This window comes from Paenibacillus sp. FSL R10-2748, from assembly GCF_038005565.1.
Classification (GTDB): domain Bacteria; phylum Bacillota; class Bacilli; order Paenibacillales; family Paenibacillaceae; genus Paenibacillus; species Paenibacillus polymyxa_B.
On record NZ_JBBOTK010000002.1, the window covers coordinates 689,205 to 708,629 of the forward strand.

Annotated in this window: 16 protein-coding genes and 2 pseudogenes; 5 read left to right on the forward strand and 13 right to left on the reverse strand. The window is 47.1% G+C overall.

Annotation, left to right across the window (positions count from 1 at the left end):
• Positions 1–114 precede the first annotated feature (114 nt).
• On the forward strand, positions 115–417 hold the full coding sequence (locus tag NSS66_RS09740; RefSeq protein WP_013310964.1) for a hypothetical protein: 303 nt from the start codon (positions 115–117) through the stop codon (positions 415–417).
• 69 nt (positions 418–486) lie between these two features.
• On the opposite strand, the gene NSS66_RS09745 is transcribed toward NSS66_RS09740, so the two are convergent.
• The 11 genes from NSS66_RS09745 to NSS66_RS09795 form a co-directional block, all read right to left on the reverse strand.
• Positions 487–2,373 carry an Ig-like domain-containing protein gene (locus tag NSS66_RS09745; RefSeq protein ID WP_340958841.1) on the reverse strand — a complete coding sequence of 629 codons (1,887 nt, stop codon included), beginning with the start codon at positions 2,371–2,373 and terminating at the stop codon, positions 487–489.
• A gap of 120 nt (positions 2,374–2,493) precedes the next feature.
• A complete protein-coding gene (locus tag NSS66_RS09750) occupies positions 2,494–2,916 on the reverse strand; it encodes a hypothetical protein (protein ID WP_023989366.1) in 423 nt (140 codons plus the stop codon).
• A gap of 16 nt (positions 2,917–2,932) precedes the next feature.
• The gene (locus tag NSS66_RS09755) at positions 2,933–3,601 is read right to left on the reverse strand and encodes a uracil-DNA glycosylase (RefSeq protein WP_279832453.1); all 669 of its coding nucleotides are present in this window, start codon (positions 3,599–3,601) and stop codon (positions 2,933–2,935) included.
• A gap of 259 nt (positions 3,602–3,860) precedes the next feature.
• Positions 3,861–4,523, reverse strand: a complete 663-nt coding sequence (locus tag NSS66_RS09760; protein ID WP_340958843.1) for an S-layer homology domain-containing protein — start codon at positions 4,521–4,523, stop codon at positions 3,861–3,863.
• A 123-nt stretch (positions 4,524–4,646) separates the two neighbouring features.
• Positions 4,647–5,933, reverse strand: a complete 1,287-nt coding sequence (locus tag NSS66_RS09765; protein WP_071558502.1) for an apiosidase-like domain-containing protein — start codon at positions 5,931–5,933, stop codon at positions 4,647–4,649.
• Between the two features lie 71 nt (positions 5,934–6,004).
• Positions 6,005–7,309, reverse strand: coding sequence for a PTS sugar transporter subunit IIC (locus NSS66_RS09770; protein WP_053325740.1), 1,305 nt, complete (start codon positions 7,307–7,309; stop codon positions 6,005–6,007).
• A gap of 45 nt (positions 7,310–7,354) precedes the next feature.
• Positions 7,355–8,764 (reverse strand): glycoside hydrolase family 1 protein, encoded by a 1,410-nt coding sequence (locus NSS66_RS09775; protein ID WP_076159405.1) that lies wholly within the window; start codon positions 8,762–8,764, stop codon positions 7,355–7,357.
• Between the two features lie 44 nt (positions 8,765–8,808).
• Positions 8,809–9,108 (reverse strand): PTS sugar transporter subunit IIB, encoded by a 300-nt coding sequence (locus NSS66_RS09780; RefSeq protein WP_023989371.1) that lies wholly within the window; start codon positions 9,106–9,108, stop codon positions 8,809–8,811.
• Entirely contained in the window at positions 9,105–9,464 is a 360-nt protein-coding gene (locus tag NSS66_RS09785; protein WP_023989372.1) for a PTS lactose/cellobiose transporter subunit IIA, read from the reverse strand. The genes NSS66_RS09780 and NSS66_RS09785 overlap by 4 nt, the downstream gene beginning before the upstream one ends.
• 178 nt (positions 9,465–9,642) lie before the next feature.
• The gene (locus NSS66_RS09790; RefSeq protein WP_076295268.1) at positions 9,643–11,592 is read right to left on the reverse strand and encodes a BglG family transcription antiterminator; all 1,950 of its coding nucleotides are present in this window, start codon (positions 11,590–11,592) and stop codon (positions 9,643–9,645) included.
• Between the two features lie 42 nt (positions 11,593–11,634).
• Entirely contained in the window at positions 11,635–12,705 is a 1,071-nt protein-coding gene (locus NSS66_RS09795; protein ID WP_076295267.1) for a LacI family DNA-binding transcriptional regulator, read from the reverse strand.
• Positions 12,706–13,016: 311 nt separating this feature from the next.
• Here NSS66_RS09795 and NSS66_RS09800 point away from each other — a divergent pair, with 311 nt between their 5' ends.
• Genes NSS66_RS09800 through glpK form a run of 4 tightly spaced genes read left to right on the forward strand, consistent with a single transcriptional unit; the run spans position 13,017 to position 17,848 of the window.
• Entirely contained in the window at positions 13,017–14,480 is a 1,464-nt protein-coding gene (locus NSS66_RS09800; protein ID WP_023989375.1) for an L-fucose/L-arabinose isomerase family protein, read from the forward strand.
• A 54-nt stretch (positions 14,481–14,534) separates the two neighbouring features.
• A complete protein-coding gene (locus NSS66_RS09805) occupies positions 14,535–15,380 on the forward strand; it encodes a transketolase (protein WP_076295344.1) in 846 nt (281 codons plus the stop codon).
• A 2-nt stretch (positions 15,381–15,382) separates the two neighbouring features.
• On the forward strand, positions 15,383–16,318 hold the full coding sequence (locus NSS66_RS09810; RefSeq protein ID WP_023989377.1) for a transketolase family protein: 936 nt from the start codon (positions 15,383–15,385) through the stop codon (positions 16,316–16,318).
• Between the two features lie 12 nt (positions 16,319–16,330).
• Positions 16,331–17,848, forward strand: a complete 1,518-nt coding sequence (gene glpK, locus NSS66_RS09815; RefSeq protein WP_076295266.1) for a glycerol kinase GlpK — start codon at positions 16,331–16,333, stop codon at positions 17,846–17,848.
• A gap of 86 nt (positions 17,849–17,934) precedes the next feature.
• Here glpK and NSS66_RS09820 read toward each other — a convergent pair.
• Positions 17,935–18,222 (reverse strand): annotated as a pseudogene (locus NSS66_RS09820) (LysR substrate-binding domain-containing protein); the annotation flags it as partial.
• A 49-nt stretch (positions 18,223–18,271) separates the two neighbouring features.
• Positions 18,272–19,416 (reverse strand): annotated as a pseudogene (locus NSS66_RS09825) (IS3 family transposase).
• Positions 19,417–19,425 lie beyond the last annotated feature (9 nt).

The following is a 19,425-nucleotide window of genomic DNA, read 5'->3' on the forward strand; positions in this document are numbered from 1 at the left end:
CAGTGAAAATGCAATCATGACATAATAAAAGTCACATTTTAATCAAAATTTAATGAAAGTTTTCCGAAAATGATGTATAATTATTGACATAACAAAACGCACGAGGTGATCATCATGGCATTATTAAACAGAGTTCATGAATTAAAATTGCAACTGCCTAACGAGCATCATAGCATTTCCCAATACGTGGAGCATGCATTGCATTCGATTGACAGTTTTGTGGAGCAACATCGTCAATTTATAGCCGCTCAGGCTCTATATGGTGAAAAAATCAATGGTACGGAAGAAAGACTGTTCCGAGACACAATTTCTGAGATTAAAGCCCAACTGGTAGCTACTTTGGAAAAGACAGTTGAAGACTTCGCACACAAAGGCGATAAGCACTGGAAAAATCATTATCAGGACGGCGTAGAATAAGCTGAAAATAACCCCCGGTCTTTGGACCGGGGGTTATTTTGTATAAGTGGATGTGGCAATATACGTAGACTATTTTAACACTCTGGCCGATGTCGCTACAGTCTTACCACCATAGACTACTTTGATACTGGAACTTCCGGTATCAATCGCCTTCACCTGACCGCCAGTAACCTGTACGATCGACGGTTTGGAAGATGTCCATACCGCTGAGCTTGTCACATTGGTAGTAGCGCCTGAATCATAAACTGCATTCACACTAAGCACTTGAGAGGAGCCTTTAGGCAGCTTCAGGTTTTTATTGCTCAATACCAGTTTGAGCAGCTTAGGTGTGACCTTGATCTCAACGTTAAACGACTTATCCTGATATGTGCCCGTAATCGTTGCTGTTCCAATTCCAACGGCTTTAATGGAAGAGCCTTTTACGATCGCTACGGAAGCATTCGATGATGTCCATTTCACTTTACTGCTCAGCGTAGCTTTTTTACCATCCGTATATATGCCGATGACTTTGAGGGACTTACTTCCTTTCAAATTCATATCAGCACTCGAAAAGCTTGGTGTCAATGTAGAAATGGCTCCTTCCACAATGACAGGTACTTTCACATATTTGTTCATATACATAGCCTTGATTCCAGAGTTACCGCCACTCACCGCTTTTACTTTACCATTTGTTACTGTAACTGCGGCTGTTGTACCTACCCAGCTTACCTGACTGGTAACATCCAGGATTCCGCCACCAGCCATGTGTGCTTTTACTGTCGGAATACTTGCTTCTTGGCCTGCAACCAATACATATTTTTTCTCAGAAGCGGTCAGCTTGAGCACTTTGTATTGCACAGTCACTGGAATATCCAGTTTGAGTGCACCTACCGTTGCTGTCAATGTTGCACTGCCTGGGTTCACTGCAATCAGCTTACCATTTGCTATTTTAACTGCACTTTCACTGCTTAAGCTCCATTTTACATCGGATTGAACTGCTTTTTTAGCCCCATTGACCAAATAAGCAGATATACTCGGAAGAGAAGTTTTGCCTCCTGTTTCGAGAGTCAGACTGGCTTTGCTCGAAACCAGTTTTTCAACCGTTGGAAGTACATTAATCTTCAGAGTCTTGCTCAAACCGTGATAGGACGCTGTAATCGTCGAATTGCCTGCATCCATTGGTGTGATTTCACCTTGCTCGACTGTGGCAACCAGCGGATTGGAGGAAGTCCATTCTGCCGTGTTGGTTACATCTGTTTTGCCGCCAGTCAGGTTGACATCGGTTGCACTAACCTGAATTGGGGAGCTACCCAGAAAGACCGATTTGGCCCCAGTTGCACTCAATACTAACGCCTGAGAAGAAGAACGCACATACACAATCGTTTGTGCTTTGAGTTCATCTTTGCTTGCTTTAATGTAAGTCACGCCTTTGGCAAGTGGACGAACCAGACCATCTTCAACGGTAGCAACAGCCGCATTCGAAGAAGTCCATTCGACACCGGATACATTTTCCGTCCCACCTCCAGTAAGTACACCTTGAGCAGTCAATTGCTTTGATTCTCCACCAATCGTCAAATTAATGGGACTAGACGGATTTAATTGCAGCTTGCTGTAAGGCGATTTTACTGTAATCGTTGTACTTACCGTTTGCTGCTCATATGTGGCAACAATCTTAATCTGCCCTTTTGACACAGGAGTAATGAGTCCCTTATCTACCTTTAAAATGCTTGAATCCCCAGAGATCCATTCTGCTTTTTGTGTAACATCTTCTTTGCCCTTTTCTGTCAATGACCACACTTTTAATTGAGCGGGGCTTCCACCCAGATTCAATGTAGTCGGATTTTGACTGTCCCACTGTACCGTGGAAGTCGTGCTCTCCTCAGCCCGGATCAAACCCGCTGGCCATGCTGCAAATACAAACATCAGCAAAGCAAGTAAGAAGGTACTCCGTTTGCTCATACGTTTCATACGCTCCATTCGTTTCTCTCCCTTAGTTTCATCTCTATAAAATAGGATATAATTAACAATCCCATTACTTTTATCGGTTAGCAGCTAACTAAATTGAACCCTTCATCAAAAAAAGGTGAATAATTACAGTTAAAGTTCTCCACGTAGTGACCTTACTACAAACAAATGCTCTTCTTTAGATAAGGTTTGTCCATCTTCAAGAATTACATCGTGTGCCGAGTGGCTAACCAGCTTTACATTATAAGCAATCAGCTGATCCTCTCTCCAAATCGTCACCGCCGACTGAAAATGAATGGCATTATCAAACTGTAACGGAACGCTCATTACATAACCGATAGCGTTCAGCTTCGCCGGATGGCGGCTTCTACGTTCACGCCCCGGAGGAAGCATGGTAATATGCGTAATATTTTCAAAAGGAATAGCCAGCATTTTCGGGCCTAAAATAACACACTTTCGTATATCATCCCATTTTTCAAGCGTGCCGCGCACCTTCTGGGTATGACCGTTGTTGCCGTGATATAAAATGACCTGACGTCCCTTCCACTGACGCATGTCCTCACCTCCAGTGCTAGCGGTTAGGAATCTCCCACCGAATAGGCTCCATTCCATGCTCCTGCAAAAATGCATTGGTACGCGAAAAAGGCTTGCTGCCAAAAAAGCCTCTGTGAGCCGCCAATGGGCTTGGATGAACGGATTTCAGCACCAAATGCTTGCTGGTATTCACGAAGCTTGCTTTTTTCTGAGCATGGCTTCCCCACAAAATAAACACTGCTGGCTGCTCACGTTCATTAATCGCTTCAATGACAGCATCCGTGAAACGTTCCCAACCTATTCCCTGGTGAGATTGCGGTTGTCCTTCACGCACGGTTAACACGTTGTTTAGCAGCAGCACACCTTGCTCAGCCCAAGGAACGAGGTATCCTTGATTGGGAATAGGAGTGCCAATATCATCACGCAACTCTTTATATATATTTTGCAGAGACGGCGGTGTACGCACACCTGGTCTTACGGAAAAGCTCAAGCCGTGGGCTTGTCCCTCTCCATGATAGGGGTCCTGTCCCAATATAACCGCTTTGGTCAGATGAAATGGCGTTAATTTAAGTGCGGAAAACAAGTCTTCTTTTGGAGGATATACCTTATGTAACTTGTACTCTCGGGCTAACGTATACCTTAATTCATTAAAGTATGGCTTTTCGACCTCTTCTCGTAGTACATCATCCCAGTCATTTCCAAACATACCCCTGTCTCCTCTCAATATGTAGATCTGTGAAAACGGTAAGCTTTTTGATCCAAAAAAATAAGCTGAACTCCTCATCCGGAGCCAGCTTATTTATTCGTTACCTGTGTTATATGCCGAAGGACCAGGAAAATATCCTTACGGTAATCAGCTACCGCAGGTCTAAATTCGATTTCCTTATTATAACATTAACGATAATGATGTCAAGTAACTGAAAGCTTAATTCCCTCAGAAGAAAAGCTCTTTATTGCTGTATTTATTACGATTTTGTATGAGCATTCAGGTATTCCAATGCATTATATAACATAACAGCAGCTTCGGCACGTGTAATCTCGCTTTTTGGATGAAACTTTTCACTTGCATCCAAGGTATTGACCTTGTAGACTAGCGAGCGTTGAATGCTACCTTGGTAAGAAGGCTCCAGTTCGCTGTCATCCGCAATATTCGCAGGTGCGATTTTAATCATCGGAAGAGCGCCTGCTTTTTCCATGCCCTGAATCAGCATGTGGGTGAACTCTTCCTTAGTCAGGGTTTTTGAAGGAACGATATCCTTTGGAATAACCACACCATTATAATGAGCGTTGATAAAGGCTTCGGCATACCATGCAGTATCCTTAACATGGGTAAACAGTCCGCTGGCCTGTGGCGCCTTATTAAAATCAATAGCGGCCAAACTGAGCTGGAGTCCGCCGGAGATCAACTGAATGCCCTGGGCAGCGGTGACTTTAGATGACGGGAGAAACTGCGTGTCAGAGGCACCTTTGAGCAGACCCTGATCTTTAAGGGATATAATTTTTTCTTTGCCGCTTACGTTGTCCAAATCCTTGAATTGACGGTCTGCCGCAGACATTTGACCTCCAACGGAGAAGGACAAAATGGCTACAGTTGTAATGGCTGCAAATGCACTTTTTCTCATGTTCATGTCAAGTTCCACCTTGTAGTTGAATTAGGCCGCCTGGCCATTAACAACCTCTTTGACGTAGTTCAGGATGGAAAGGTTGCAAGCGAAATCTAACAGAGATTTGGATGAAGATTGCCCGAACGCTCAATTCTTATCTTTAACGCCAATCACGATGACATCCCCCTCAAAATTATGCATATCAATAACCGTTACATTGCCCCGAAACGCTACCGAAGCTGCTGCAAATCGGCGGTATTCCAGGTCGATAATCGTAAAGTCATATTCTCTGAGATCGGCGTCTAGCTTCAGGACCGTGTTCACCGGCACATAAATAGCAATTTTTTCGAAGCCTCTGGTTGAGGCAACTCGAATCTCTTCCGTGTTTTTAAGTACTATGTTCCAAGGCTGCAAATCTACCAGTCCGTACATCTGGAACAGCCACTTCGCGAATCCATAATCCCACGCTCCCTCAAATTTAAGGGCAGCCTGCCATTCATAGGGGCTATCAAAACCTTCCCCGGTAACTCCAAAGCGTTTCCCTTTTTTGTGCCAGCTCCATATTCCATGTGCTCCGTAGGTTACGCCGGCTTCCGCACCGGACAAAAGACTTTGCCATGCAGCTTTACGCACGTCGGCACGGCCGAAACGACCGTATTCTCTCCGGCTGTATCCCATCATCTCGTAGCAAGGTTCCGAGTTTAGCACAGGCCGTGTTACCCGCTTGTTGTAGAAGTCCAACGCCAAGGTGTAGGCCTTGGACTGAAACTGCGAATTGTGACCTGATTGGTACATGTAAAAGTCCAAATTAGGATCGTTAATGAACTCATCCGGCAGATCCGCCAGTCTCCCCTGAATGTGGAGAGTAGTCAAACACTCCGGACTATGTGTCTTCACAACGTGAAGTGTGGTGCGGTAATACTCGTTCGCTCGCTCTGACGGGAAGTCGGTATCCCCGCTCACAATATAGATAGGGTGATACTTTGAGAATCGGTCTGCCGCGTAACGCACATACGGTTCTACCGCCTCCAGAGGCATCTTTTTCTCATCACGAAGCTTGGCCGCCCATGTATCCGGGATATAATTGCACCAAAGCAAAACAAGCGCGGGTACAAATCCCTTGCTCACCGCCATCTCGACCATTGTCTCCGCCCTGTCAAAATAGTCTGGATTCAGCGAATAAAAATCGTAGCTCCCGTCCTCAATCCGTTCGAACGGTTCGTAATCCAAATCACTGCCGCTGGCATCCCACTGCCGCAGCAAATTGATTTGCAGAACATTAAACCCCTGGCTACTTCTGTAGTCAAGATAATCAGCCCATTCCTCCAGTGAGATGTTGGTAAATGCGCTCCAGACGGTATCCGCCAGATAGAAAAATGGAACTCCTTCATTGACAAAGTAACGTTTATTCTCCGCTATGCCAAGCTTTATCATATGGCATCCCCCTTATTGCTGTAATGACAGAAAACGGCGAACAGTTCGCCGCTTTCCCTTTTATTGCTCATTTATGAAGTAACGATACTAGCTTGGGCTCCAGCCGTTCCCTCCTGCTCTGACTTCTCCTGTGCTTCGCGTTCCCTGTTCAACGCTTGTTTATCAAGCGTTCTAAAGAACGGATAGTAAATCAGCATACAAACGGGAATGAGCAAAAGCTGTGCAACTGCAAGTCTCCAGCTCCCCTCAATAAAGCCCAGAGCAAAAATCGGAGTGCCAAATGCCGGGTAAATTCCGATGGGCGCAGGCAGCAAGCCCGCAGTTGTCGCAAAATAACCGAGGACGGCGCAGACGATAGGAGAACTGATAAACGGAATAGCCAGGAGCGGATTCAAAACAACTGGAATTCCGAAATTGAGTGGCTCGTGAATCGAGAAGAAAGTCCCCGGAAGGCCGAGCTTGCCAATCGTGCGTAATTGCTTGCTCTTGGCCAAGAAGACCAGCAGGAGAGCGAAGCCCAGCATCGGCGCATAGTTTGAGAAGATATACCAGAAAGCCAGCCCGATAATGTTCGGTAGCGGAGCTCCCGCCTGGAAAGCGTCGAGATTGGCAAGATCCAGGCTCATCCAGATCGGTTTGACGATGGCAAGCGTTACGATTGCACCGTGGATTCCGAACATCCAGAGCACCTGCATAATGATGAGGGCGACAATCATAGCCCCCAGTGATCCACCCAGTCCTTCCAGTGGCACTTGCAGATAGGTATAAATAAACTCATGGACCGTACCGAATGACGTATGCATGAATAGACCGGAAACGATAACGAATACCATAGCTACGAGTATCGCCGGAATTAATCCTGAGAATGTTTTGACAACGGTAGGCGGTACTCCTTCGGGCATTTTAATGGTCCAGTTGCGATCGACAATCCAGATATACAATCGGGAAGCGAGCAAGCCAACCAACATGGCGACAAACAAACCCTGCGCACCGAGCCACTGAAGTGGAAGCGCCCGGACTTTATCGAATGTTTGGATCGGCGTCAAAATAAGAAACGAGAGCAGTGCCGTTGCTGCGGGAACCAGTGGGTCCTTGTCAAAAGCTTGCGCCAGTCTGTAGGCAATGAAGAAGACTGCATAGAGGGCGACGATGCCAGTTGTCATCGTCGATCCTAATCCGATAATACCCTTGATGGGTGCGATGAGGTTCTGGTAAGGCTCCCAGGCAAGTGCGGAGAAAAGCGTCGAAAATGCTCCAATAATCAAAAAAGGAAGGGTGGACATCAGTCCATTTGATATAGCGCTCATATAGCGATTTTGCTGAATTTTCCCAGCGTATCTTTGCAATTTATGCGATAGTTTTTTTTCGTTAGCCATATTCCTTCAACTCCTGTTTTAGAGTTTCATCTGTTGAACAATAATCTAGAGAGCGCTTCCATTTGAGAAAATCATATTTTTGTACCAATGGAAGCTGTTCTTGCGAATCCGCCGCAATTGTCTCAGGTTGAACTCATCCCGGTCAACATAGACGAATCCGTAACGTTTGCTTACTCCCTGGTGGGTGCTGACCAGATCAATTGCGGACCAAGGACAATAACCAAACAGCTTCACCCCGTCCGTAATAGCCAGCTGGCATTGCTCGATATGCTTGCGTAAGTAATCGATGCGGTAATCATCTCTTACAACATCGCCCTCTTCCAAGGAATCAAAAGCCCCCAGTCCATTCTCGGTAATGATCAGCGGTAGCTGGTAGCGGTCATAGATCTTCCTAAGAGTAACACGCAGGCCTGCCGGATCAATTCCCCAGCCGAACTCCGTTCGCTCCAGATACTCATTTCCACTCCCAGCAAAAACACCCACTTCTCCAACTGAGATTTGCTGATCTCCCATCCCGCCTTTTTCTACCGAATTCTGGGTACTGGCTTTGACCGTTGCAGAGCTGTAATAATTAAAAGCGATAAAGTCTGGCTTCGCGGCGGCCAGAATGCTCATATCCCCTTCTTGAATCTCAGGCGTATAGCCTTTTTCCTCGAAGTAACTCCAGACCAGCGTATTGTAACGGCCAAACACCGCCATATCAAGGTATAACCAATTGCGGATTGCGTTGAAGTTATCAGCCGCCAGCACATCTTCCGGACGCGAAGACGCTGGATATACGCACGAGATGTTAGGGGCCGGTGCCACTTTAGCTTCAGGTAACATTTCTTTGCACAGAATCATCGCCCTGGCTTGAGCCAGAAGCATATGATGATTTTGCTGATACAATTCCTTTTTCGGATTCTTCAGGTTCGGGTCCAACGTTCCCAAAGCGGAACCGTGCAAAATCATCATGTTTTGTTCGTTAATAGTTAACCAATATTTCACCCGGTCCCCAAAGTGTTCGAACAATGTCTTCGCATACGTTTCAAATGCGTTGATTGTACTACGGTTCGACCATCCGCCTTCTTTTTCCAAAGCTGCCGGAAGATCAAAATGATACATGGTCACGATCGGTTCGATCCCGTATTTTAATAACTCATCAATTAAATGGTTGTAAAACTGTATGCCTTTCGGATTCAATTCCCCTGTTCCCTGCGGATAAATGCGGGTCCAGGCCACCGAGAAGCGATAAGCCTTAAAGCCCATTTCCGCCAGTAAGGCAATGTCTTCCTTATAGTGATGGTAATGATCGCTTGCCACCTTATAATCAGTGATCTCTTCCCGGGGCGGACGGGTGTCAATAACAGACGGCCCTTTTCCGTCCTCGTTCCATGCTCCTTCAAACTGATAGGACGAGGTCGATCCACCCCATAGAAAATTGGAATCAAACGCTTTCAATTTATGATATTTCATTTAACACCTCCAATGAAAAAGTGTTGATCTATATGTACAGACGATTATAGATTTAAGGCTTCGGCAAGTACTTTTTCACCATTCATCATGCCATAATCCATTCTGTCGATTACGCTTACCTTGATGCCTTTAGGCTCGTATTTGGTTTTAAAATCGTCTTCCAAGTAGCCAACCTGCGGTCCTATCAGCAATACGTCCGTTTTGTCCGCATACTCTTTAAAAGAGCTTTCGGAAGTAGCTCTGATTTCAACCTCAACATTTTGAGCCTGTGCAGCCTTCTGCATCTTTTGTACCAACATACTTGTAGACATTCCTGCTGCGCATACAAGCGTAATTTGTTTCATTGGTTATTCCTCCCCGATAATGGTGTGATGGATACTGTTGCTTCGTAACGGTTCAATCTGCTGTAAAGTTCCACGATATGTCTCGCCAGATCCTTGGTCGTAATGGCAGACATGAGATGGTCTTGTGCATGCACCATTAGCAGTGTCACTTCATGAGCTGTCCCACCCGCTTCCTGCTGGATCAGTCGCGTCTGCGATTTATGCGCTTGGACCAGCTCGTTCTTGCATTCTTCAAGACATTCTGCTGCCTGCTCCGCATTACCCTTCTCGGCAAAGCTGATAGCTTCCATAGCTTTACTCTTCGCAATACCCGAATTTGTTATAAGTCCCATTATGATTTCCTGATACTCATCCATTGAATTCACCTCATGCATTTCATCTCTTTAGCTTACAGATTCAGTGTATACGATTCTTGCCGACTTCTAAACGCAACCCTTTTCCACTAGAAGCGGAAATGCTTACAATGGAAAAAAATAGAGAAGCTCTGCACGATGCTTGTTCAAAATCCAAGCAGATGTCGTGCAGAGCTTTATTTTAATACAGTTTATGTTTGACAATAATTTGAGCAAAATCCCCGTAGGTTTTGCATTCCAGCATTTGCTGGATAATATCCGAGTCGTCGAGTAGTCCCATCAGATGCTTATACATTTTCGCCGGAGGCTCGTCGCCGTTTTTGTTAATACTGAGCAGGCAGACGAACTGCACGGGCTTGCCGGACCAATCTATGGGAGATTTCAGTGTACAGACCGCCCATACCGTCCGGTTGCTTTGCGGAATAATAGGATGAGGAATGGCTATCAGATTTCCGTAAGCCGTAGGAGCAGCATTTTCCCTTTCCATCACCAATCCGATGAATCCCTCGGAAGAGCGGATCAATCCGGAAGCATGCATTCTTTCTCCCAAAAAAGTAATAACCTCTTCTTTTGTAGTAAAGTTATGTCTCAGAAATACAAGCTCTTCCATAATGTAGCGGAAAGTAAATTCGTTTTCATCCGTCAGCAGCTCTTCAATCTTATCGATGTCACCGCCGCCAAGCAGAGTCTGAACTACCACGACCGGAACGGATAATGTCTGCGGGATTGGAACTGTGCTTACCACAAAATCAATGCCATGCAAAGGAACCTGCTGCAACTTGTAATACTCGGTCGTGCCAGCAACCTCAAGCCTTTCACCGAACTTGCTACGTAGCTTGTAATACAGCAAGCGGGCACTTCCAACACCCGAAGTGCATACGACAAGGCAGCGTTTAGGTCTGTTGTTCATCTGCTGCCTTTCCATGGCGGCCCCGATATGAATCGCCAAATAACCCATTTCTGTCTCTGGTATGGTCAAATTCAGTTTGCTCTCGATTAACTTGGCACCTATGACCCCCGCCTGAAAAGCCAAAGGATAATTATTCTTCACATGATCCAGCATCGGATTACGGATATTCATCCTATATTTTACGCGGTTTAGCGCCGATTTCAGATGAAGACATATGCCCATTAACAGTTCTTGATCCCGGCTGATATTCAGGTTAAAGCCCCTGTCAATTTCAGCCAGCATTTCTCTGCCAAGCTCATAAATTCCCCGATCCAAGAGCTTCTGAGGCCCTGTCTCTTCTGTCTGTTGCTCCGTAATTCCCTCAAACCACTTGTTCCCGGCCAGATGCATGGCGATATAAGCAACCTCATCCTCCGGAAAGGTCAAATCCATTTGCTTTTCAATGTGGCTAACAATATGTTCAGCGGCTCGAAATTCCTCGGTAGCCCGAAAATCTTCCCTTTCATCGGAAAGCATCGCGACCCGGTTCCCATCGCGAATACGCTTGCAAGCTATAGCGATATGAATGGACAGGTTGTTGAAGGCAACATCCGACAAAGTGACCCCGTGGTTCTGGATTTGCTCCAGAATAATACCTCGAATGAGTGTCATTTCCCAAGGGGTAACCATTCTCGATGCGGCCTCCACGCCCCCAGTCCTTTCTTCTTCAGAACGGTTGACGATGAATTCAGACATGCAGAAACGTAAGCGAACCTCGTCGCCCCTCAGCTTGACACCGTAATTCGGGCGCTTATCAATGCCGATTCCGTAAGCCTGTAGCATATGCTTAACCTCTTTGAAATCATTTTGTACGGTGGATTTGCTAATGTATAACTCATCCGCCAACTCTTCGAGCTTCAAATAATTTTCTGTAAGCAGGAGGCGCGAGATTAAATAGCGCTGTCGGTATTCAGGAGAATTGGGATCATCCGGTTCGTTATACAGGAACAACTGCTGTAGGAGCGTACGAAAGCTGCGGTCGTCCGTGATTTTCAGTTCATACCCCCTTGAACGAACAGGCTGAATCGATGCTCCATGCTTGGCCAGAAATTCATCCAGTTCTCTGATATCGCTACGTACGGTACGTGAAGTAACCTGGATCAACTTTGCCAGATGCTCGCTGTTGACAGGAGTGTCCGCAGCCAGCAAATGCTGTAGAATCGAAACCATTCGCGTATTCATTCAAGGTGCCCCCCCGTTCTTTTGTCAAAATCTATCCTCTACTCAGGCCTGCTCGGTTAGCTCGCCTTTAGGTACGAAAGTGGCAGGAGCAGCACAGGAATTGCGCTCTACAAATTTCGTATCCACTGTGATTTTTGCTGTAACCTGCGTTCCCTGCTCAATAGTATCGGTCAGGAGATCGACAGCCAGAACGGCCATTCTTTCTTTTTCTACATGAATGGTCGTTAGCTCCGGCGTAACAATGACCGATTCCGTAATGTTGTCAAAGCCGATAATTGAAGTATCCTGCGGCACCCGGATGCCAAGCTCGCTCATGGTCTTCATAGCGCTGATAGCAATATAGTCGCATTCGCAGAACCAGGCCGTCGGCAAAGTTTTCCCGCTCTCCAGATAAACGGTTAACTGCCGATTCAGATCCTCCTGCGAAGTAAGAATGGTTGGCGCTACAGCCAGCATTTGTGCCTCCGGAATCTTCAGCCCCCGTTCCATGAGTGCCGCCAAAAATCCGCGTTTACGTTCCTCAAAATTATGAATTCGTACATTTGAAGCAATATAACCGATTGAGGTATGACCCATGTCGCATAAATAAGCTCCTGCCTGATAAGCACCCATAACATTATTAATCTGGATAAATTGTACGGGAAGCGTATCAAAGCAGGTATCCAGCACAATCAGATTCGGCAGCTTGCCATGAATATTACTGATCTGCTCACGGGTCAGATTGGTTCCCAGAACAATGGTGCCTGCACTGCGTTTCTCCTCTGCAACCATCTGGATATCCCTCTGGAAAAATTCTACGTCGACCGTCGAGAAGATCAACGAATACCCTTTTTGTCGGCAACGTTCCTCAATAAACTGGATTAATTCTTTAAAAAATGGCTGTTGATAGTATTCCTCAAGGACAATGCCCGAATTTGTACACACGAGAAAAAGCAAGGACTTATCACTTCTTGAAGCCGTTATCGTCTTGCTTTTGGGACTGTATCCTGCTTCGTGGGCTACCTGGAGAATACGTTCACGCGTATCCGGGCCAATACCCGGCTTGCCGCTGAAGGCCAGTGAAACAGCTGATTTGGATACGTTGGCCAGTTTGGCAATGTCTTCCATTTTCATGCCCTAATTCTCCATTCTAAATAAGATGAACACAGCAGTGAAGTGAATAAATGAAGTTTACACCGATTTGAGATGCGATGCAATAATTAGCTGAATTTATTTATATTTGTTTAGTTATTTTTTTAGTTTTTATAACTAAATATCACTAAATAATTAATTGACACCGTTTTAATTCGATGTTACTATGGCCTCGACATAGAAACAGTCATTGAATTTAGTTTTTACAACTAAACTAATTTGATTTTGTTTAGTTTATTTATTCTATTTTGTTCAGCAAATGTTGTTTATTCAAGTACAGAGGAGACATGATCATGAAGAAATTAAAGTTGGGTTATGCTCCGACGCGCCGATTTACGTTCAGCGCCGACGATGCCTTTAAGTACAAAGTGGAAATTCGCAAGAAAATTGAGAGTTTTGGCATGGATATCGACATTGTAGACCTGGAGGGCCTTAATGAGGAAGGCTTGCTGTATGACGACCATATAAACGCGGATTTAATTGCAAAGCGATTCAAAGAAGAAGAAGTCGACGCTGTTTTTTTCCCACATTGCAACTTTGGTACAGAAGATACTGTAGCTCGTGTAGGCAAGGCGCTCGGCAAGCCTGTCCTGCTGTGGGGACCGCGGGATGAAGCGCCGCTTGCGGACGGCATGCGCCTTCGCGACACCCAATGCGGTATTTTCGCCACAGGTAAAGTGCTGCGAAGATTCAACGTTCCCTTCACCTATGTAACGAACAGTTGGGTGAATGATCCGGTTTTCGAAAGAGGCTTTACCAACTTTGTGGCGGCCGCCAACGTCGTGCGCCAATTCAAGAGCTTACGCATTCTCCAGATTGGCCCCCGCCCCGCTTCATTCTGGACGATGATGTGCAATGAAGGCGAACTGCTGGAACGCTTCGGCATTGAGATTCATCCCATTACCATTGTCGACATTCAGCTTAGAACCAAAAAAATCGCCTCCAGCAATAGCTCAGAGCTTCTGGAAACGATGGATTACATTAAAGAAAAACTCGATTACAGTGAAGTGACCGAAGATGATGTAAGACGGATAGCCGCTTTAAAGGTCGCCATGAAATCCTTCGCCCGTGAGACGGGAAGCAGCGCTATCGCAATTCAGTGCTGGTCCTCTTTGCAGGATGCCATATCTATTATGCCGTGTCTGGCCAATGCAATCCTGACTGACGAACAAATTCCGGTTACTTGTGAAACAGATATCCATGGAGCCATTACTTCCATTATGGTGCAGGCTGCCTCCATGAACACATTGCCAACCTTCTTCGCAGATATTACTGTTCGACATCCTGAGAATGATAACGGCGAACTTCTTTTCCACTGTGGCAATTTCCCGGTCTCGCTCTCCGTAGAGAACAAACCGAAGTTACGCAAACATTTTCTCTTCGACGACCATTCTCCCGGAACTCATGAAGGCGAAATCCGCGGTGGCGGTATGACCATTGCCCGATTTGACGGCGACCACGGTGAGTACTCCATGTTCCTCGGGCGTGCCCGGGGTATTGAAGGTCCTTATACCCGCGGCTCCTACGTATGGGTGGAAGTAAACGATTGGCCGCTGTGGGAGGAAAAACTCGTAAAAGGGCCTTACGTCCATCATTCCGTAGGTATCCATGCCAATGTGATCCCGGCCATTTATGAGGCCTGCAATTATATACCCGGCCTGACGCCTGATCCGGTCGATCCCACGGAACAGGAAATTCAAAGCTGGCTTAGAGGATCCGATCTCGCCCGTAATAAGCGCCCGAACCTTCACGTTTGAGACGTCTAAAGCGACAAAGCCCATCCCTTTAATACCTATCTTGAGGAGGACATTATGGAAATCCAGGAACTGAAAGTAAAAGCCGCACAAATCCGCATGGACCTGCTAACCATCATTCACCGCGCCAAAACGGGACATACGGGGGGATCGCTGAGCAATACAGACATTTTAACGGCTTTATATTATGAAATCATGAACGTTGATCCTGCTAATCCAAAATGGGATGACCGTGATCGCTTTATCGCCAGCAAAGGGCATTCCGTAGAATCTCTATGGTGTATTCTGGCCGACCGGGGCTTTTTCCCAAAAGAAGAGCTGGAGACCTATAGCCAGTTCGGCACCCGACTCATTGGCCACCCGAACAACAAGGTTCCAGGGATTGAAATGAACACCGGGGCCCTCGGCCACGGCCTGCCCATTTCCGTAGGCATGGCACTAGCTGCCAAGCGGGATGACCGTCCTTACCGTGTATTTTGTTTAATGGGAGACGGCGAACAGGCCGAAGGCTCCAACTGGGAAGCCGCTATGGCAGGCTCTCATTATAAGCTGGATAACCTGATCGGCATTATCGACCGCAACCGACTCCAGATCAGCGGTGCTACCGAAGAAGTCATGGGACTGGAGCCGCTGGAAGAGAAGTGGACTGCCTTCGGCTGGAACGTCGTCTCTATCAACGGCAACAAAATGGAAGAATTGCTTAAGGCATTCAGGTCCGCCCCTGAAGTAGCCGGAAAGCCAACGTTAATTATGGCCAATACCACCAAGGGCAAAGGCGTATCGTTCGCCGAAAATGTCCCGGCATGGCATCACCATGTGCCTAATGATAAAGAGTTGGAGCTGGCTCTCACAGAGCTAAAGGCAACGATCGAAGAATTGACGCAGAAAGGGCAGGTGCATTAAGCATGAATAAAATTCCTAATCGCCAAGTAATCTGTGACACACTGCTGGAGTTGGCCAAAGACGACCGTGATATCATGGTACTGGCCAGCGATTCGCGCGGTTCTGCTGCAATGGCTCCCTTTGCCAATACGTTCCCGCAGCAGTTCGTCGAGGTCGGCATTGCCGAACAGAATATCGTAGGCATGTCTGCAGGCCTGGCCCACAGCGGCAAAAAACCGTTTGTGACTTCACCAGCCTGCTTCCTCAGTATGCGCAGTATTGAACAAGTCAAAGTTGACGTTGCTTATTCGCGGACAAATGTGAAGCTCATCGGCATTAGCGGAGGCGTCAGCTACGGGGCGCTTGGCATGTCACACCACTCCGTGCAAGATATCGCAGTAGCTCGGGCAATTCCGGGACTGGCGATTGTCCTGCCTGCTGATCGTCACGAAACGAAGAAACTGACCGAAGCGCTTGTAAAATATGACGGCGGCGTATACGTGCGAATCGGGCGTAATCCCGTTGAGGACGTTTACGAAACCGATGATTACCCATTCGAAATAGGCAAAGCTATAACTGTGAGAGAAGGCAACGACGTTACAATTATTGGTGTCGGTGAAACCGTGCGAATCGCACTCGATGCCGCCAAGGCACTCAACGACGAAGGCATATCCGCCCGGGTAATCAACATGCATACAATCAAGCCGCTGGATGAAGAGGCGATCATTACCGCTGCACGTGAAACTGGACGCATCATTACCGTTGAGGAACATAGCATTTACGGCGGTCTCGGCGCAGCCGTGGCAGAAGTTGTTGTGCAGAATCACCCGGTTCCTATGAGAGTGCTCGGCATCCCGGATGAGCCGGCGATTGCCGGTAAATCGGCGGAAGTTTTCCACCACTACGGCATTACGGGTGACAATATCAAACAAATTGCATTCGAATTGATTAATAAGTAGAGGGCGAAGCATATGGAGCACAATCAACAATATATATTGGCCATCGACCAGAGTACTTCAGGCACCAAAGCACTCCTTGTAGACCATCAGGGTACAGTAATCGCCCGCAGCGGGATGGAGCATAAGCAATATTACCCCCATCCCGGCTGGGTAGAGCATGATCCGCTCGAAATTTATGAAAATGTCAAAATAACGGCCCGCAGCGTATTGGAGCAAGCCTACATCCACCCGTCCGCACTAGCTGCGCTGACAATCACCAATCAACGCGAAACGGCATTGGTGTGGGATAAGACGACTGGTCAGCCAATATATAATGCTGTTGTCTGGCAATGCCAACGTACGGCGGACCTGTGCGCCGAGCTGAAGCAAGCTGGCCACGAAAGAACCATCCACGCCAAAACAGGGCTTATGCTTGACCCTTATTTCTCCGCTGCCAAGTTCAAATGGATCATTGAACATGCGGAAGGAGCTGCCAACCTGCTGGCTGAAGGGAGGCTACTTGCAGGGAACATGGACAGTTGGCTGGTCTGGAAGCTTACCGGCGGTAAAAACCATACAACCGACTTTACAAATGCCAGCCGTACATCGCTGTTCAATATCCACACGCTGGAGTGGGATGAAGAGCTTGCCCAGCTGTTCTCCGTTCCTTCTTCCCTGCTGCCTGAGGTTAAACCATCCGACGCTATTTTCGGATATACGGCAGATTGCGACCTTTTCAATGAGAAAATACCGATTTCGGGCGTCATTGGGGATTCACAAGGGGCATTGTATGGGCATCTGTGTTTCAAGCCCGGAACAGCCAAAGCAACCTTTGGCACGGGTACCTCTGTATTAATGAACGTAGGGAATCATCCGGTGGATGGCGGTGACGGACTTGTAACCGCTATCGCCTGGGGGGCCGGCGGAACTGTTACGTATGCGCTTGAAGCCATCATCCGGACAACAGGCGACAGCATCAAATGGACGCAGGACAACTTAGGACTGTTCTCTACCTTTGAGGAAATGCAGCGCTTAGTCGAAAGCGTTCCTGCAAACGATGGCGTCTATCTTGTGCCTGCCTTTGTCGGAATGGGCGCTCCCTATTGGAATCCCTACGCCCGGGCGGCAATTATCGGTATGAACCGTGGAACTGGCAAAGGACACATCGTCCGGGCTGCGCTGGAGAGCATCGCTTACCAAGTACGGGACGCTATAGAGTTTATTCAGGAACAGTCCGGGATTGAGTTGGTCGGCCTGCGCACGGACGGCGGGGCTTCCTCCAACACTTGGCTGATGCAATTTCAGGCCGATATTCTGGGCAACCTTGTGACCCGATCCACATGTGCCGAGCTGTCGGCCATGGGTTCGGTCTATCTCGGTGGGCTCGGCACAGGCTTTTGGTCCGATCCAGAGCAAATCGCATCCAATCTTAAAATGTATGAAGCATACGAACCAAAGATGGATGAGGCTACCAGAGAGAAATATTATACTGGCTGGCAGCGGGCTGTTCAGTCTGTATTGCAACAACAGCATGAATCTCCCGTTTTATAAATAATCTCTGTACTCCACTCCTCATATCTCCCCAATACAAACCAAACAAAAAGGGCCCTTGCTTTTACAAAGGCCCTTTTATTAAGTTACTCACTCGAACGATATAACTGACCCAACGCTTTTACAAACTCACGGGCTGCCGGGGTCGCTTCATCAAAAGAATGCGCGATAATTCCGATATCCCGCGAAATTTGGGGAATGATCTCTTTAACGATTAGTGTATGGGACACCGAGGAAAGCGTAAACTTCGATATAATGCCAATGCCCAACTTTTTTTGGACCATATGGACTAAGGTTTCAGCCGTTTGGACCGTGAGACTCTCCTGGAAAGGAATTTGCTGCTCATGCAAGGTGTTTAATACAGCAGATTCATGTCGGGACTGACCCCCGTTTGTGAGACAGGGATCAAAACACCTTTCAAGTTTAAGCAGCCAGTCGTCGGAAATTTACCGGCGACTGGTTATTTAGTTTCGCTTGAATCCGAATTGAGTTATAGTAGGTGATGTAGTCTCAAACGGTCTGTACAACGATTGCAGTCGTTGTACAGATGAGATCTTCGAGGTAGAACGTTTCAGACTTTAGTGTGGAATAAAACGATTCGATGGGGGCATTATCAGCGGGCGTTCCTTTACTGGACATGCTCATGGTCATGCCTTTTCCCTTTACTGCAGCTTGATAAGCCTGTGACGTATATACGCTTCCCTGGTCGCTATGGAGCAGCATGCTTGTCCGTTTTGGAAGTTGATTCAGTGTATCCAAAACCAAGGACGTATCTTGCTTGTCCGCTATACTGTAAGCCACAATCTCCCCGTTGTACAGGTCTAGAATGCTGGAGAAGTACAACATCTTTCCGCCAAACGGTAAATAGGTGATGTCCGTGACGAGCTTTTGCAGGGGCGCCTCTGCATGGAATTGCCGCTTCAGCAGATTTTCTGCTGGATGAGCGATCTGCCCAGTGGCCTTTCGTTTCTTCATCCTCACGCGGCACTGTAACCCCTCATGTTGCATCATCCGCTGAACTCGTTTGTGATTGATTCTTTGCTCTGCCCGAAGGAGTGCGGTGATTTTCCGGTAACCATACCGAAATTTATGACAGATGCAAAGCCCCGGGATTTTCTCCACCGTCGCATCTGTATGCTCTGTCCCCACAGCTGCTTTCCAACGGTAGTAGGTCGCTCTTGCGATTCCGAGCCATGTACAAGCCTCAGACACCGTCACTTCGTCTCGAATGGATTCGATCCAGGCAACGGCGACCTCTGGTTCCACCTCCTTTCCAGTTCCTTGTACTTTTTTAGCAGGTCCAATTGCTGCTTCAGGAACCGGTTCTCCGCTTTTACTTTTTCGAGCTCCGAAGAGTGTTCCGGACCTTTTCCGTAGCTGTATTGTTTACCCACAGGCTGTTCCAGACGATGCACTTCACCTTTTCGATACCACCTCATCCATGTTTTTAGCTGTGTTTTATTCCGTATTCTCAACTGCTCCATAACCTCTCTTACCGGGACTCTTGCCAATCTCATTTCAATAGCTTTCATCTTTATTTCTAAGGGGTAACTCACTCTCGTTGCCAACGTAAAAAC

What these genes read in the sequence shown, in the direction of transcription:
- NSS66_RS09740 (WP_013310964.1), top strand. Translation starts at nt 115, where the DNA reads ATGGCATTATTAAACAGAGTTCATGAATTAAAATTGCAACTGCCTAAC.
- NSS66_RS09745 (WP_340958841.1), bottom strand. Translation starts at nt 2,373, where the DNA reads ATGGAGCGTATGAAACGTATGAGCAAACGGAGTACCTTCTTACTTGCT.
- NSS66_RS09750 (WP_023989366.1), bottom strand. Translation starts at nt 2,916, where the DNA reads ATGCGTCAGTGGAAGGGACGTCAGGTCATTTTATATCACGGCAACAAC.
- NSS66_RS09755 (WP_279832453.1), bottom strand. Translation starts at nt 3,601, where the DNA reads ATGTTTGGAAATGACTGGGATGATGTACTACGAGAAGAGGTCGAAAAG.
- NSS66_RS09760 (WP_340958843.1), bottom strand. Translation starts at nt 4,523, where the DNA reads ATGAACATGAGAAAAAGTGCATTTGCAGCCATTACAACTGTAGCCATT.
- NSS66_RS09765 (WP_071558502.1), bottom strand. Translation starts at nt 5,933, where the DNA reads ATGATAAAGCTTGGCATAGCGGAGAATAAACGTTACTTTGTCAATGAA.
- NSS66_RS09770 (WP_053325740.1), bottom strand. Translation starts at nt 7,309, where the DNA reads ATGGCTAACGAAAAAAAACTATCGCATAAATTGCAAAGATACGCTGGG.
- NSS66_RS09775 (WP_076159405.1), bottom strand. Translation starts at nt 8,764, where the DNA reads ATGAAATATCATAAATTGAAAGCGTTTGATTCCAATTTTCTATGGGGT.
- NSS66_RS09780 (WP_023989371.1), bottom strand. Translation starts at nt 9,108, where the DNA reads ATGAAACAAATTACGCTTGTATGCGCAGCAGGAATGTCTACAAGTATG.
- NSS66_RS09785 (WP_023989372.1), bottom strand. Translation starts at nt 9,464, where the DNA reads ATGGATGAGTATCAGGAAATCATAATGGGACTTATAACAAATTCGGGT.
- NSS66_RS09790 (WP_076295268.1), bottom strand. Translation starts at nt 11,592, where the DNA reads ATGAATACGCGAATGGTTTCGATTCTACAGCATTTGCTGGCTGCGGAC.
- NSS66_RS09795 (WP_076295267.1), bottom strand. Translation starts at nt 12,705, where the DNA reads ATGAAAATGGAAGACATTGCCAAACTGGCCAACGTATCCAAATCAGCT.
- NSS66_RS09800 (WP_023989375.1), top strand. Translation starts at nt 13,017, where the DNA reads ATGAAGAAATTAAAGTTGGGTTATGCTCCGACGCGCCGATTTACGTTC.
- NSS66_RS09805 (WP_076295344.1), top strand. Translation starts at nt 14,535, where the DNA reads ATGGAAATCCAGGAACTGAAAGTAAAAGCCGCACAAATCCGCATGGAC.
- NSS66_RS09810 (WP_023989377.1), top strand. Translation starts at nt 15,383, where the DNA reads ATGAATAAAATTCCTAATCGCCAAGTAATCTGTGACACACTGCTGGAG.
- glpK (WP_076295266.1), top strand. Translation starts at nt 16,331, where the DNA reads ATGGAGCACAATCAACAATATATATTGGCCATCGACCAGAGTACTTCA.